Annotated in this window: 11 protein-coding genes; 7 read left to right on the forward strand and 4 right to left on the reverse strand. The window is 61.1% G+C overall.

Annotated elements, in window-relative coordinates; translation table 11 throughout:
* Positions 1 to 105: 105 nt before the first annotated feature.
* Positions 106 to 363: a DUF1150 family protein gene (locus WNY80_RS21405; protein ID WP_342889443.1), complete on the reverse strand. Its 258-nt coding sequence runs from the start codon at positions 361 to 363 to the stop codon at positions 106 to 108.
* Positions 364 to 417: 54 nt separating this feature from the next.
* Positions 418 to 849 (reverse strand): Hsp20 family protein, encoded by a 432-nt coding sequence (locus WNY80_RS21410; RefSeq protein ID WP_342889444.1) that lies wholly within the window; start codon positions 847 to 849, stop codon positions 418 to 420.
* 160 nt (positions 850 to 1,009) lie between these two features.
* On the opposite strand from WNY80_RS21410, the gene WNY80_RS21415 reads away from it, so the two are divergent.
* Complete coding sequence (locus WNY80_RS21415; protein WP_342889445.1) at positions 1,010 to 1,948, forward strand: nucleoside hydrolase; 939 nt, start codon at positions 1,010 to 1,012, stop codon at positions 1,946 to 1,948.
* 5 nt (positions 1,949 to 1,953) lie between these two features.
* Here WNY80_RS21415 and WNY80_RS21420 read toward each other — a convergent pair whose 3' ends face one another.
* Positions 1,954 to 2,853 (reverse strand): ribokinase, encoded by a 900-nt coding sequence (locus WNY80_RS21420; protein WP_342889446.1) that lies wholly within the window; start codon positions 2,851 to 2,853, stop codon positions 1,954 to 1,956.
* A 102-nt stretch (positions 2,854 to 2,955) separates the two neighbouring features.
* Positions 2,956 to 4,242: a DNA recombination protein RmuC gene (gene rmuC / locus WNY80_RS21425; protein WP_342889482.1), complete on the reverse strand. Its 1,287-nt coding sequence runs from the start codon at positions 4,240 to 4,242 to the stop codon at positions 2,956 to 2,958.
* 112 nt (positions 4,243 to 4,354) lie between these two features.
* On the opposite strand from rmuC, the gene def reads away from it, so the two are divergent.
* The 6 genes from def (at position 4,355) to WNY80_RS21455 (ending at position 14,276) form a co-directional block, all read left to right on the forward strand.
* A complete protein-coding gene (gene def / locus WNY80_RS21430) occupies positions 4,355 to 4,873 on the forward strand; it encodes a peptide deformylase (RefSeq protein ID WP_342889483.1) in 519 nt (172 codons plus the stop codon).
* A gap of 66 nt (positions 4,874 to 4,939) precedes the next feature.
* Positions 4,940 to 5,878, forward strand: coding sequence for a methionyl-tRNA formyltransferase (gene fmt / locus WNY80_RS21435; protein WP_342889447.1), 939 nt, complete (start codon positions 4,940 to 4,942; stop codon positions 5,876 to 5,878).
* Positions 5,878 to 6,642 (forward strand): tRNA pseudouridine(38-40) synthase TruA, encoded by a 765-nt coding sequence (gene truA, locus WNY80_RS21440; RefSeq protein ID WP_342889448.1) that lies wholly within the window; start codon positions 5,878 to 5,880, stop codon positions 6,640 to 6,642. Before fmt ends, truA begins: the two co-directional genes overlap by 1 nt.
* 357 nt (positions 6,643 to 6,999) lie before the next feature.
* The gene (locus tag WNY80_RS21445) at positions 7,000 to 11,079 is read left to right on the forward strand and encodes a PAS domain-containing protein (protein WP_342889449.1); all 4,080 of its coding nucleotides are present in this window, start codon (positions 7,000 to 7,002) and stop codon (positions 11,077 to 11,079) included.
* A gap of 240 nt (positions 11,080 to 11,319) precedes the next feature.
* Positions 11,320 to 13,803, forward strand: coding sequence for a methyl-accepting chemotaxis protein (locus WNY80_RS21450; protein WP_342889450.1), 2,484 nt, complete (start codon positions 11,320 to 11,322; stop codon positions 13,801 to 13,803).
* The gene (locus tag WNY80_RS21455) at positions 13,803 to 14,276 is read left to right on the forward strand and encodes a chemotaxis protein CheW (RefSeq protein WP_342889451.1); all 474 of its coding nucleotides are present in this window, start codon (positions 13,803 to 13,805) and stop codon (positions 14,274 to 14,276) included. Before WNY80_RS21450 ends, WNY80_RS21455 begins: the two co-directional genes overlap by 1 nt.
* Positions 14,277 to 14,354: the final 78 nt, after the last annotated feature.

Raw genomic sequence — 14,354 nt, forward strand, 5'->3', positions numbered from 1 at the left:
GGACCGCCTCAAGCTGGCTTGAGGCGGTCCCGGTGTTTTTGGTGAAACAGTCTACACGGCGCGGCGGTGCGCCTCGTCATCACCCGTGCGGTGACGGCAACCCGGTTAGTGCAGGGCGACGGTTTTGAGTTCGTCTTCAGCCGCGCGGTAGAAGGTGCTGGAGCGGTTGTCGGTCAACAGGATCGGCGTCCCGTCGGCGCCAAACAGCGCCCAGAGCTCAAGGCCGGGATCAAGCACCGGGGCTTCCGGGAAGCGGGCGATGACGTCCTCAGAGCGCATTTTGCGGATATAGCCGATCTTCCCGGCTCCGAGCAGGGCCAGATCATTGGCAGACAATTGGGTTTTTCCCGATTTGGCAATCATGTCGATTTCCTCCTGAAGCTGGCAGGAAACATCCTGTGGCTCGAACTGTAACCTTCAGTCTCGAACCGAAATGTTAATTTTTCGCACCATGCGCTCCGGTTCCGGCCGAATTAGATCAACGGAAAGCAATCCGTTCTTCAATTCGGCGCTGACAACCTGCATTCCGTCAGCCAGCACGAACATGCGCTGGAACTGCCGGGCGGCGATGCCGCGATGCAAATATTCGCGCCCGTCATTGTCGGTTTGGCGTCCGCGGATGACGAGCTGGTTTTCTTCCGTCGTCACTTCGAGATCCTCGTCACAGAAGCCGGCGACAGCCAGCGTGATTCTGAGACGCTCGGACTTGCTTCCGTCCGCGGAGGCGCGGATCCGCTCGATATTGTAAGGCGGGTAACCTTCGGAACCCTTGGCGATCCGCTCCAGGGTCTTTTCCATTGTATCAAAGCCCAGCAGCAGCGGGCTTGAAAAAGGCGTCATGCGAGACATGGCTTGTCCTCGTTCTCAAGCGACAGGCACCGGACCCACAATCGGCATCCGGTATGAGCGTAATATGGTAATTTCATTGCGGCTTCGCAAGAACCTTGCTCCATCGCCATTGCCGCACTTAATGTCCCGCCACCGAATCGCATCTTTCAAAGGACCGACCATGACGCCGTGCAAGATCATCATCGACACAGACCCCGGCCAGGACGATGCCGCTGCGATCATGCTGGCGCTTGCCAGTCCGGAACTCGAGGTGCTGGGCGTGACCGCGGTTGCCGGCAATGTGCCGCTTTCGCTGACGGAGCGGAACGCCCGCATGGTCACCGAAATCTGTGGCCGTGGCGATATCGCGGTCTATGCCGGCGCCGACAAGCCGCTTGCCCGCAAGCTGGTGACCGCCGAGCACGTGCATGGCAAGACAGGTCTGGATGGTGTCGACCTGTTTGAACCGGCACGCCCGCTCGAAAAGACCCATGCCGTCGATTTCATCATCGAGACCTTGCGCAATGAGCCGGCCGGCACGGTGACGCTGTGCCCGCTGGGACCGCTCACCAACATCGCCATGGTCATTGAGCGTGCGCCCGATGTTGTCGCCCGGATCAAGCAGATCGTGCTGATGGGCGGCGGCTTCTTCGAAGGCGGCAACATCACGCCCTCGGCCGAGTTCAACATCTTTGTCGATCCCGAAGCCGCAAAGATCGTGTTCGGCGCCGGCGTGCCGGTCACCATGATGCCGCTCGACGTTACCCACAAGGTGCTGACCACCAGGGTTAGAGTCGAGCGGCTGCGCGCCAACGGCAACCGGGCTTCGGTGGCGATGGCCGACATGCTCGAGTTCTTCGAGCGCTTCGACGAGGAAAAATACGGCACCGATGGCGGCCCGCTGCACGACCCGACGGTCATCGCCTGGCTGCTCGATCCCGGCATGTTTTCCGGCCGCTCATGCAATGTCGAGATCGAGACCGGTTCCGAGCTGACGCTGGGCGCCACGGTGGTCGACTGGTGGAAGGTCACCGGCCGGGCGGAGAACGCCCTTGTTATCAGGAACGTGGACGCCGACCGTTTCTTCGATCTGCTGATAGAGCGGCTTGGCCGTCTCTGATCGTCTCAGAGCCGGGCATCGACTTCGGCTGACAGCGGGATGGAAGGCTGGGCACCGGGCTTCAGGCAGGCCAGCGCGCCGGCCACGGCCGCGCGGCGGACCGCGGCTGCAAATCCTGTCCCCGCGTCGAGACCCTGGGCCAGGTAGCCGCAGAACGTGTCGCCAGCGCCGACCGTGTCGACAGGCTTGATCTTGAGCGACGGCACGTGCTCCACCTTGCCGTCCCTGGCCCAGAGAACACCGTCGCCGCCAAGCGTGATGATCATGCACTGACCGGTCTTGTCATGCAGCGCCTCGAGCTCGGTGCGGGCTGCGGCCAGTGTTTCCGCCGGACGGCCGGACAGCCGGGCGAATTCGGTCTCATTGGCAATGACGATGTCGGCAAGCGGCGCGAGCCGCTCGACTGCGTCGGTCAGCGGCGCGATGTTGAGAACGCTTGTCACACCCTTGCCGCGCGCCGCCTTCATTGCCGCTTCGACGCTCGCCTCCGGGATTTCCATCTGCAGCAGCAATGTGTCCCCCCCGGACATCGCCGCTACCGCCTCTTCGGCGTCCGCCGGGGTCACTTGACCATTGGCGCCGGGTATGACCGCAATCATGTTCTCGCCATCTCCGCCGACAAGGATCAGCGCCGTGCCGGTGGCGCCGTCAATGTGGTGAACCAGGCCCAAATCCGCGCCGGCTTCGCCCAGCAACGCCAGCGCTTCGCTGGCAAACGCGTCGTCGCCGACCGCGCCGCACATCTTCACAGATGCGCCCGCACGCTGCGCCGCCAGCGCCTGGTTGGCGCCCTTGCCGCCCTGCGCCGTCGTGAAATCGGTCCCGGCCACGGTCTCGCCCGGTTCGGGCAGCCGTGGTGTCGTGGCGATCAGGTCCATGTTGACTGATCCGATGACGGTGATCATGGCGGTCTCCCTTGCTTTCCGGCATCCGTCGTTTGGGATCCGGGCTACGCTTTCAGTCGTCTTCGCAGCTTTTTGTCAGGTTATCGGGACCGAGAAAAGGGGTCAGTCGTCTTCGTCGACCACGCGCAGTTTGAGTGTCGTGGAGCGCGGTTCGAATTTCGGGCTTTCGCGCGGTGTGGAGGTGTCAGCCCGGTTCGCTCCGGATGCCGGAGCTGCAGCGGCGTCCTCGCTCAGTTGCGCGAATTCCAGCGCCTCGATCTTTGCCCCGCGCTTGGTCAGCTTGTCCGATGAGGTCAGGATCAGGTCCACGTCCTTCTGCGCCATGGAGAAATGCGACTGCAGCTTGCGCACCCTGTCATCAAGCCGCGAGACATCCTCCATCATCCGCACCACTTCGCCCTGGATCAGGTGTGCCTGTTCGCGCATCCGCGCATCCTTGAGCAGCGCCTGGATCACCTGGATCGACAGCATCAGCAGTGATGGCGAAACGATCACCACCCGTGACCGCTGCGCCTTGTGAACAATGGCCTCGAATTTCTCGTGGATCTCGGCGAAGATCGATTCCGATGGCACGAACAGAAACGCCGTGTCCTGGGTTTCGCCGGCAATCAGGTACTTGTCGGAAATATCGCGGATATGAACCTCGATGTCCCGGCGGAAGCGCTGCTGCGCACTTTGCGCCGCCTGCTCGCCGCTGCCTTCGGTTTCCGCCTCGCGCATGGCGTTCCAGGCTTCCAGTGGAAATTTTGCATCGATGACGAGGTCCGGCGCGCCGTTCGGCATGGCGATGGTGCAGTCGGGCCGCATGCCGTTCGACAAGGTCGGCTGGAACCGGAAGGCCCCCATCGGCAGCCCGTCCTTGATGATGGTTTCCATCCGCGACTGGCCGAAGGCGCCGCGGGTCTGCTTGTTCGACAATATCGCCTGAAGCCCGACCACGTCGCGCGCCAGCGACTGGATGTTGTTCTGTGCCGTATCGATCACCGCCAGCCGTTCCTGCAGCTTCGACAGGTTCTCGTGCGTCGACTTGGTCTGCTCGGTGATCGAGGTTCCCAGCCGCTGGGTCATGCCGTCGATACGCTGGCCGATCGACTGGTTGAGTTCGGCCTGGCGGGCGCCGAACAGCTCGGCCATCGTGCCCATGCGGCCCTGCATTTCCGCTTGCGCCTTGAGGATTTCGGCGAGCCGCGCTTCGGCCTGGGCCGCTCGAGCGGCGGCGTCGACTGCTGCGGCAGCCCGCCTTTGGCTGGCGCGTGTCAGGCTCAGGGCCACCCAGACGGCAAGCAGCAGCACCGCCGCAACGGCGGCGACGAGGCTTTCACCCAGCGTGACCATGTGGCCATTGAGCTCAAAAAGCGGGATTGAAAACAGTGCTGTGCCGGTCTGCATCGACATGACCTAGCTGATTCTTGATCTTTTGTCAGATCAAAACAAGAACATTGTGTCCCGGTCACGCCTGGCACAGATTGACGCCGCGCGGTTCAATGACTATTTCACCGCCATGACCATCAAGCCGATCATCTACTTGCCCGACCCCGTCCTCCGCCAGCAAAGCCTGGCCGTGGAGCGTGTCGATTCAGAAATGAACAGTTTCATCGATGACATGCTCGAGACCATGTACGACGCGCCCGGCATTGGCCTGGCGGCGATTCAGGTCGGCGTGCCGCGGCGGCTGTTGGTGATTGACATCGCCGGCAAGGACGAGGACCCCAATCCGCAGGTGTTTATCAATCCGGAGCTTTTGGCGACCGGAGATGACACCAGTGTCTATGAAGAGGGATGCCTTTCGATTCCGGATTATTACGCCGAAGTCGAGCGGCCCGCGACGGTTACCGTCAAGCACCTTGGCCGCGACGGCAAGGAGCAGGTGACAGAGGCCGACGGCCTGCTCGCCACATGCCTGCAGCACGAGATGGACCACCTCAACGGTGTGCTGTTCATCGACCATATCTCCAAGCTCAAGCGGGACATGGTGGTGCGCAAATTCACCAAGCTGGCCAAGCAGCGCGTTACCGCCTGAGGCCAGGCGCCGATTTTGCCGTTTGGCGGTCGTTCGCCTGCCGCGAATGTGTTTTGAGGAGCCGCCATGCGCATCATCTTCATGGGAACGCCGGATTATGCCGCGCCGACGCTTGAGGCGTTGCACGCGGCTGGCCACGAAATCGTCGCGGTCTATTCGCAACCGCCGCGTCCGGCCGGACGGCGCGGGCTGGAGGTGCTGCCGTCACCGGTTCACCGCACCGCCGAGCGGCTGGGCCTGAAGGTCTTCACCCCGAAAAGCCTCAAGAGCGAAGAGGAACAGGCGGCATTCCGGGCGCTTGACGCCGATGCGGCCGTCGTTGTCGCCTATGGTCTGATCCTGCCCAAGGCAATCCTTGATGCGCCGCGGCTCGGTGCCTGGAACGGCCATGCCTCGCTGTTGCCGCGCTGGCGCGGTGCAGCGCCGATCCAGCGCGCCATCATGGCCGGTGACACCAGGACCGGCGTGATGATCATGAAGATGGACGAGGGCCTCGACACCGGCCCGGCGGCGATGACCGAAACCGTCGCCATCACCCCCTCCATGACCACCGGCGAACTCCACGACAGGCTGGCCCGGTTGACGGCCGCGCTGATGGTCAAGGCCATGGCCAAGCTCGAGACCGAAGGTCTGCCGGTCACACCGCAATCAGCCGACGGCGTTACCTATGCGGCCAAGATCAACAAGGCCGAAACCAGGGTCGATTTCACCCTGGACGCCCAGCAGGTACATGACCATGTGCGCGGACTGGCACCATCGCCCGGCGCCTGGTTCGAGCTTCAGGCCGGTGATCGTGCCGAGCGGGTCAAGCTGCTGGAAACCGCGCTGGCGGACACCGATACGCATCAGGCAGCTCCCGGCACCGCGCTCGATGACGGGCTGACCATTGCCTGCGGCAAGGGTGCCGTCCGTCTGCTCACCTTGCAGAAAGCCGGCGGCAAGCCGCTTGCCGCCGGGGATTTCCTGCGCGGAACACCGGTTCCCGAAGGTACGGTGATCGGCTGATGCCGCGCTACCGCCTCGACATCGAATATGACGGCACCGGTTATGCCGGCTGGCAGCGCCAGGATGAACACCCTTCGATTCAGCAGGCGATCGAGACCGCGATCCTCGGGTTTTGCGGCGAAACCGTCAGCATTCGCGGCGCCGGCAGAACCGATGCCGGAGTGCACGCGCTGGGGCAGGTCGCGCACGTCGATCTCGAGAAGAACTGGCCCGACGACACGGTGCGCGATGCCATCAACGCACATCTGCAAATGGCCAGGGAGCGGGTGGTCATCATTGCCGCCCGCCGGGTAGATGATGCGTTCGATGCCCGTTTCTCGGCACTGAAACGGCATTATGTCTACCGCATCATCTGCCGCCGAGCGCCGTTGGTGATCGAGAAGAACCGGGCGCTGTGGTCGCCCAAGCCGCTCGATGTCGCTGCCATGCACGAAGCAGCGCAGCGGCTTGTCGGCAAGCACGATTTCACCACCTTTCGCTCGGTGCAGTGTCAGGCCAATTCGCCCGTGCGCAGCCTCGACCGGCTGGACGTGCGCAAGGGCAATGCGGAAGGGCTTGTCGAGATCCACGCCTCCGCACGCAGCTTCCTGCACAACCAGATCCGCTCCTTTGCCGGGACGCTGCGGCTGGTCGGAGAAGGTAAATGGTCGGCCGATGATGTCGAACTGGCGCTGGCCGCCCGTTCGCGCAAGGCCTGCGGACCGGTTGCAGCCCCCGAGGGGCTGTATTTCCGCGCCGTTGAATATCCCGATCCGGATAGCTGAATCCCGCACCCTATGCCTTGGCGGTTCGATCCATACCCGGCGCATTGCGGTGGCCGGGAAACAGCGGCTTCGTCACTGCGTTGCCAAAATCCCATCGGTGAAAACTGCCTAACCGTTGGTTACCGCACGTTCACCTTTTTCTTCTAATTTAGAAATATGTCAAATTTTCCCCTCAAACGAGCTTCATGTTCAGAATTGACTACAGGAGTCATGTTATTTTGGCGGCAGTTGGATCAATCGTCGTTTGAGTAACTGCAACCACGGGTCCGATAGCGGCAACAGACGGGTAAGTGATAGATACCGTTCTGGATTCGTTGTTTTCATGGATCGAATCCAGGGGCGGGAATATTGGATCAAGTGAAACAGTCCTCCAGCGAGGACAAGCGCCTCAAGGCACTAAGGGACCTTCACGTTCTCGACACGGCACCCGAGCCCGAGTTCGAGGCTTTGGTTCGTGCAGCGGCACTTGTTTGCGGAACCCCGGTGTCACTGATCACCCTGGTCGAGCAGGACAGGCAATGGTTCAAGGCAAATTTTGGCCTTGATGGCATGTCTGAAACCCCCAGGGATGTGTCTTTCTGCGCCCACGCCATTTATGGCGACGGTATCATGGAAGTCGAGGACGCCACCGCCGACCCCCGGTTTGCCGACAATCCGTTTGTAGCCCGGGATGCTGGTGTCCGGTTTTATGCCGGTGTACCGCTGGCGCTTTCCAGTGGTGAGAATGTCGGCACCCTGTGCGTGATCGATCGCAAGCCCGGCAAGCTTACCGCGCAGCAGCGGGAGGTCCTGCAGCATCTCGCATTTGCAGCCGTGCGCTTGCTTGAAGTCAGGATTGCCCTCGACCGCGAACAGGAACTGCGGGGGCTCGAATCCAGGGCCACCTCTATTCTCGCAAACAGCGTCGATGCGATTGTCACCATAAGCCTGGATGAGCGGATCGAATTCTGGAACGCTTCCGCGGAAGAGCTGTTCGGCTACACGGCGCAGGAAGCCGTGGGCCAGCCTGTCAGCCTTATCATGGTGCCTGATGCCGGACCGGAGAAAGATCTTCCGCAGAATGGCGGCAATGCCCTGCGCGAGACCTTCAGGCGCACGCGGGACGGCAGAAGTGTTCCAGTGTCGGTCTCGACCGGGCCTGTCTATTCGGCAACCGGAGAGGTGACCGGCCGGACCGAGATCATTCGCGACATTTCCGATAGCGTGGATACGCAGCGTATTTTGAGCGAACAGCGGCAACGTCTCGAAAACATACTCGACGGCACCAGCGCCGGAACCTGGGAATGGAATGTTCAGACCGGCGAGATCCGGTTGAATGAACGGTGGGCGGAGATCGTCGGCTATACGCTTGCCGAACTGCAACCGGTCTCGATCGACACATGGACGAGCATGGCGCATCCCGACGAACTGGAAGCCTCGCTTCGAGCGCTGCAACAGCATCTGGACGGCAAGACAGAGACCTTCCGGCACGAAGCGCGAATTCGCCACAGGGATGGTCACTGGGTCTGGGTGCTTGATCGCGGCAAGGTGATGAGCTGGACCGAGGATGGCAAACCCGAATGGATGTTCGGTACCCACCTCGACATTTCCGTGCGGAAGCTTCGGGAAAACCAGTTGCACAAGAGCCAGATGTTTCTCGACAGGACCGGGCGCGTCGCCGGCGTCGGCGGCTGGGAACTCGATCTTGTCAGCAACGAAATCTTCTGGTCCGACGAAGTCTGCCGCATTCACGGTGTCGAACCCGGATATGTCCCGCAACTCGACGAAGCGGTAAAATTCTATGCCCCCGAGGCAAGGCCGGTTATTCAGGCTGCGGTTGGGAAGAGCATCGAGACCGGCGAGGGCTGGGACATCGAGTTGCCATTCATCCAGGCGGACGGAACCCGGATATGGGTTCGAACCGTCGGCTCCGCCGAGTTCGAGGATGGCATTGCCGTGCGCCTTACCGGCGCATTCCAGAACGTCACCGATCGTGTGAAGCAGCAGCTTGCGCTGGAGGTGCTCAGTGACCGTCAGGCAGCGGCCACCGAAAACGGGCGGATCGGCATATGGGATGTCGATCTGGTTGCCGGGACCACGCATTATTCCGAAATGTGGTGCCGTATCCTTGGATACACGCGCGAGGAGATGGGGGATGCAATCGAGAGCTGGCTCAACCTTGTGCATCCTGATGACCGGGAGCGGGCAAAAAATGCCGACCTCGACCATATTGCCGGCAAGAAGCCATTCTTCGAAGAACAGTTCCGGATGCGCCACAAGGATGGCAGCTGGGTCTGGATTCTTGATCGCGGCCAAGTGATTGCCAGGGACGCGGATGGCAAACCGATACGCCTGATCGGCACCCACATCGACATAACCAGTCAGAAACAGGCAGAGCAGGAAAGGCTGCTGCTTGCCGAGAGGGTCACCATTGCCACCAACAGCGGCAACATCGGCATCTGGGAATTCGACCTCATCAGCAAGGAGATGAGCTGGGACCCCTCGATGTACAGCCTGTTCGGACTGGACGAGGCCGATCCCGCCCCGGTAATCGAGCTGTGGTTCAGGCACGTGCATGCCGATGACCGCGAGCGCATGGAAAACGCCGTCAGGCAGGTGATGGTCGACGGATCGCCGCTGGAAGAGGAATACCGCATTCTTCATTCCGACAGCTCCATCCATCACATCCGTGTCTCCGCAAAGGTGATTTCCGACCCGTCCGGCCGCGCGCTGAGGCTCATCGGTGCGGCCTGGGACATCACCCGGATGCGGAAAATGGCGCTGGAGCTCGAGGAGCAGCACGAATTGATGCGCGTCACGCTGCACTCCATCGGCGATGCGGTGATGACCACCGATGCAGACGGAATTGTGCAATGGCTCAACCCGGTCGCAGAGAGAATTACCGGATGGAGTGCCGATGAGGCGCAAGGCCAACCAAGTCACCGCATCTTCAATATTGTGCACGAGGAAACCCGCAGGGCCGCGCCGGACCCGATAGCGGCATGCCTCGACAAGATCGAAGTCGTCGGACTGGATCATGATACCATGCTGGTCGCCCGCGACGGGCGGGAATTCAGCATCGAGGATTCGGCAGCCCCGATCCGCAATTCCGAAGGCGATATCCTCGGCGCGGTCCTGGTTTTCCACGATGTCAGCGAGCAGCGGCGGCTGTCGCGCGAGATGCATCACCGGGCGACGCATGACCCGCTTACCGGCCTGATCAACCGCGCCGAGTTTGACCGGCGGCTCACGGTGGCCTTCGAGAAGTCACAGCACGACGAGAGCCAGAACGCCCTGCTTTACATTGACCTTGACCAGTTCAAGATCGTCAATGATTCCTGCGGGCATGCGGTTGGCGATTTGCTTCTCAAGCAGGTCACCAGGCTTCTTGCCGAATCGGTGCGATCCGGCGACACGCTTGCCCGGCTCGGCGGCGACGAGTTTGCCGTTCTGCTTGAGCGTTGCTCGACCGAAAATGCCCTCCGGATCGCGCAGAAGATGTGCGACCGGGTGAACGATTTCCGTTTCGTGCACGACGAAAAGCGCTTTCGCGTCGGCACCAGCATCGGGCTCGTTCCGGTCGATGGCTCCATGCCGAGCGTTGCCTCCATACTGCAGGCCGCTGACACCGCCTGTTACGCGGCAAAGGAAGCTGGACGCAACCGGGTCCAGGTCTGGGTCGACAGTGACGAGGCACTGGCTGCGCGTTCGGGCGAAATGCGGTGGGCGTCGCGCATCGAGCAGGCGCTCGACGAAGACCGGTTCGTCCTCTACTTCCAGGACATACAATCGCTCTCCGCTGCTGCAGGCGGCCGGCATTCCGAACTCCTGATCAGGATGCAGCACGAAGACGGCAGTATCATTCCGCCATCCGCCTTCCTGCCGTCCGCTGAAAGGTTCAACCTCGCATCCGGTATCGATCGCTGGGTGCTCTCCCGCGCAATCGACTGGATGAAGAACAGTGCGCAATCGCGGGAATTCGAAACCATAAGCATCAACCTGTCGGGGCAATCGGTCGGCGATCGCTCGTTCCATGCCCACGCCAATGACGTTCTGGAAAAGGCAGGCAAGGAGATCTGCGGCCGGATTTGCTTCGAGATTACCGAAACCGCCGCCATAACCAATCTTGCGGACGCGACCTCGTTCATCGAGCAGGTCAGAAGCAAGGGGGTTCGTGTTGCCCTCGACGACTTCGGCGCCGGGGCTTCGTCTTTCGGATACCTCAAACGCTTTCCTGTCGATTATCTGAAGATCGATGGCCAGTTTGTCCGTGACCTGATCGACAATCCGCTCAACGATGTCACAGTCCGCTGCTTTGTCGATGTGGCCAGGGTTCTCGGTATCGGCACCGTCGCGGAATACGTGGGAAGCAGCGAAGTCATGGCAAAACTCGCCGAGATCGGCGTGGATTTCGGCCAGGGATTCCACATCCACAAGCCCGAACCTCTGCCAGCATAACAAGCCTGCCCTCCCTGAAAGGCACCAACATGGCCGTTTTCCGGAGGGTCTGCGCGGCCGCTATGGCAATTTGAGACAAATTTGATGCATCTGCGGTTGTTCTTAATGGAAAGGTAACGCAAAGCACCGAAAGCTTGCATGGCCAGTATCCACGTTTCCGTGGACCGCATGATGCCGTTACTGGACGTCTCTGATTGTTCGAGACATGTCGACATATATTCTCAAATTTCGGTATTGCTGATGCTTATTTCGCGAAAATTGCCGCTGGCCGCCGCATTGCTGACGATCGTCTCAATCGGCGTATCGAGCGTTGTTAGCCTGCAGATCGGATCCAGTGCAGTCAATGAAAAGATTGCAGAGAAGCTTGAGGCAGTCGTTGACGGTCGCCGCAATCAGCTCGAAACCTTTCTGGCCAACTTGCAGCAGGATCTGACCGCAACCTCACAGAACAACCTGATGCGCATCGCGCTCGAAGGCTTCAAGTATGACTGGGGCTTCCTCGGTTCGGACGTTTCCCAGGAGCTCAAGCGCCGTTACATCACCGAAAACCCGTTTGGCGCGGGCGAACGGCACAAATACGACACCGCGCAAAAGCCAGATGATGCCAAGATCAGCTCCTACGACCAGACCCATGAGCGCTATCATCCGCAGCTGCGCGAGATGGCGGAAAGCCGTGGCTGGGAGGATTTCTACCTCGTCGACATGAACGGCAACGTCATGTACTCGGTCAACAAGAATGACGATTATGCCGGCAATCTCCGCTCGGATGCGTTGAAGAATACCGGCATCGGACAAGTATTCGAGGGCATCGTCGGTCCCAACGAGACTGAAAAGACCGTATTTTCCGATTATGAGGCTTATCCCGCGGCCAATGGCCAGCCGGCAGCTTTCATGGGACATGCCCTGAATTCGCAGATGGGAATGGTCGGGGTTATCATCATCCGCGTGCCCAGCGGCAAGATCGCCGACATCATGTCCAACACCGCGGGGCTCGGCGAAACCGGGGAAACGGTTCTGCTCAATTCCCAAGGCTATCTGATCAGCGATTCGATCCGTACGCCCGAAAACGACATGCTCGCAGTCAAGATTGAGAGCGACCTGCTGCAGAACGCCAAGGGCAACACGGTGGTCGCCGGTATGATCGAGGGCTATCGCAACATGGAGGCCGATGTCGCCATGACCGGCGTCAAGTTCGACGGTGCCGACTGGACCGTCGCTGCGCTGATCGACAAGAGCGAAGCCGGCGCCAGCATGGTGATGATGCGCAATGCCATTCTCGGCCTCTCGCTGCTGCTCCTGCTTGGCGCCATTGCCGTCAGCACCTGGTTCTCGCGCTCCATGACCAAGCCGATCGAGGCGCTGGTCGACAACATGCGCCGCCTTGCGGAAGGCGACACCACGATCGAACTGGCCGGTGAAAACCGCAAGGACGAGATCGGCGAGATGGTGCGTTCGGTTGCGGTGTTCCGCAATGCGGCGATCGAGAAGCTCGACCTCGAGCGCGAGGCTGACGAGAACCGTTCCCAGACTGAACGCAGACGCCAGGAACGCGAGACCGCCAAGGCTGAAGAAGCCGCACAGATGCAGGAAGCGGTCGATGCGCTGGCAGATGGTCTGCGCAAGCTGTCGGACGGCGACCTGACAATCCGGCTCGACCGGCCGTTCATGGAAAGCCTCGACCGGCTGCGGGTCGATTTCAACGCATCCGTTGAAAAGCTCAATGCCACGCTCAGCGATGTCAGCGAAAACATTCTCGGGATCAACGGCGACACCGGTGAACTGCGTGCAGCCGCCGATGACCTGTCACGGCGCACAGAGCAGCAGGCTGCCTCGCTCGAGGAGACCTCCGCGGCGCTTGATGAGATCACAGCCACGGTCAAGAACTCGTCCCAGCGTGCTGACGAGGCAACCCACAAGGTTGCCGAGGCCAAGCAATCGACCGACACATCGAGCAAGGTGGTTGCCGAGGCAATCAGCGCCATGGGCCGGATCGAGGAAGCCTCGGGCGAGATTTCCAAGATCATCAATGTGATCGACGAGATCGCCTTCCAGACCAACCTGCTGGCGCTCAACGCCGGTGTCGAGGCGGCGCGTGCCGGCGAGGCCGGAAAGGGCTTTGCTGTGGTTGCCCAGGAAGTCCGGGAGCTGGCACAGCGCTCGGCTACGGCCGCCAAGGACATCAAGGGCCTGATCAACAAGTCCGGCGAAGAGGTCAAATCCGGTGTGACGCTGGTCCGCGAGACCGGCGATGCGCTCGGCTTGATCGCAGAGCATGTCAGCGCCATCAACGACCAGATCAACTCGATCGCAACGGCAGCGCGCGAGCAGGCCGGCGGGCTGACGGAGATCAACTCCGCGGTCAACCAGATGGACCAGGTCACCCAGCAGAATGCGGCCATGGTTGAAGAAACCACGGCGGTCACCCACAGGCTCACCAGTGGTGCGGCCGCGCTCGATAGCCTGGTGCGCCAGTTCAACCTTACAGGCAGCCGTCCTGTGTCTGTTCAGGCCCAGGCAGCAATGCCGGGCCCTGCCAAGCAGACGGCTGCATCGAAACCGGCCGGGCGTTCAGACGGCCCGGCAGGCGTCAGCGCCTCCACCGCCGGATCGCGTCCTGTCCAGTCTCCGGCCAGAAACATGCTGAACACTGTTGCCCGCGCCTTTGGTGCTGGTAAATCCAACAACTCAACCGCAGCGTCACAAGACGACTGGGAGGAATTCTGATGCAAGAATCCGCAAACAACAATTCGGTCCACAGTGGCTATCTTGAAATTATCTCGTTCCATCTGGGCAAGCAGGTTTTCTGCGTCAACATCATGTCGGTTCGCGAAATCCGCGGTTGGGCGCCCTCGACAACCCTGCCGCATTCGCCACCCCATGTTCTTGGCGTGATCAACCTGCGCGGATCGGTGATCCCGGTCATCGACATGGCCATCCGCCTCGGCCTGCCGCCGATCAAGCCGACCGAACGCTCGGCGATCATCGTGACCAACATCGCCGGCAAGCTTGTCGGTCTGCTGGTCGAGAATGTGTCCGACATGATCACGGTCAACAACGCCGACCTGCAGCCGGCTCCGGATGTCCTGCCGGCCGCCGAGCGCGCCCTGACCAAGGCGATCATCCCGGTCGACGAGCAGATGATCTGCTATCTCGACCTTGATGCGCTGTTTGCCACCGACGAAGATATCGCCGCCTGACAATCAGCCGGCTGGTTTTTGCATCAAGCCATCCCCGCACCGTTTGCATGAACGGGCAGGGGTGGCTTTTGCATGTCC

Origin of the sequence: Hoeflea sp. AS16, assembly GCF_038900095.1 — a bacterium.
GTDB lineage: Bacteria > Pseudomonadota > Alphaproteobacteria > Rhizobiales > Rhizobiaceae > Hoeflea.

Excerpts from the sequence above, each read along its gene's own strand:
- WNY80_RS21405 (WP_342889443.1), bottom strand. The coding sequence starts at position 363 with ATGATTGCCAAATCGGGAAAAACCCAATTGTCTGCCAATGATCTGGCC.
- WNY80_RS21410 (WP_342889444.1), bottom strand. The coding sequence starts at position 849 with ATGTCTCGCATGACGCCTTTTTCAAGCCCGCTGCTGCTGGGCTTTGAT.
- WNY80_RS21415 (WP_342889445.1), top strand. The coding sequence starts at position 1,010 with ATGACGCCGTGCAAGATCATCATCGACACAGACCCCGGCCAGGACGAT.
- WNY80_RS21420 (WP_342889446.1), bottom strand. The coding sequence starts at position 2,853 with ATGATCACCGTCATCGGATCAGTCAACATGGACCTGATCGCCACGACA.
- rmuC (WP_342889482.1), bottom strand. The coding sequence starts at position 4,242 with ATGCAGACCGGCACAGCACTGTTTTCAATCCCGCTTTTTGAGCTCAAT.
- def (WP_342889483.1), top strand. The coding sequence starts at position 4,355 with ATGACCATCAAGCCGATCATCTACTTGCCCGACCCCGTCCTCCGCCAG.
- fmt (WP_342889447.1), top strand. The coding sequence starts at position 4,940 with ATGCGCATCATCTTCATGGGAACGCCGGATTATGCCGCGCCGACGCTT.
- truA (WP_342889448.1), top strand. The coding sequence starts at position 5,878 with ATGCCGCGCTACCGCCTCGACATCGAATATGACGGCACCGGTTATGCC.
- WNY80_RS21450 (WP_342889450.1), top strand. The coding sequence starts at position 11,320 with ATGCTTATTTCGCGAAAATTGCCGCTGGCCGCCGCATTGCTGACGATC.
- WNY80_RS21455 (WP_342889451.1), top strand. The coding sequence starts at position 13,803 with ATGCAAGAATCCGCAAACAACAATTCGGTCCACAGTGGCTATCTTGAA.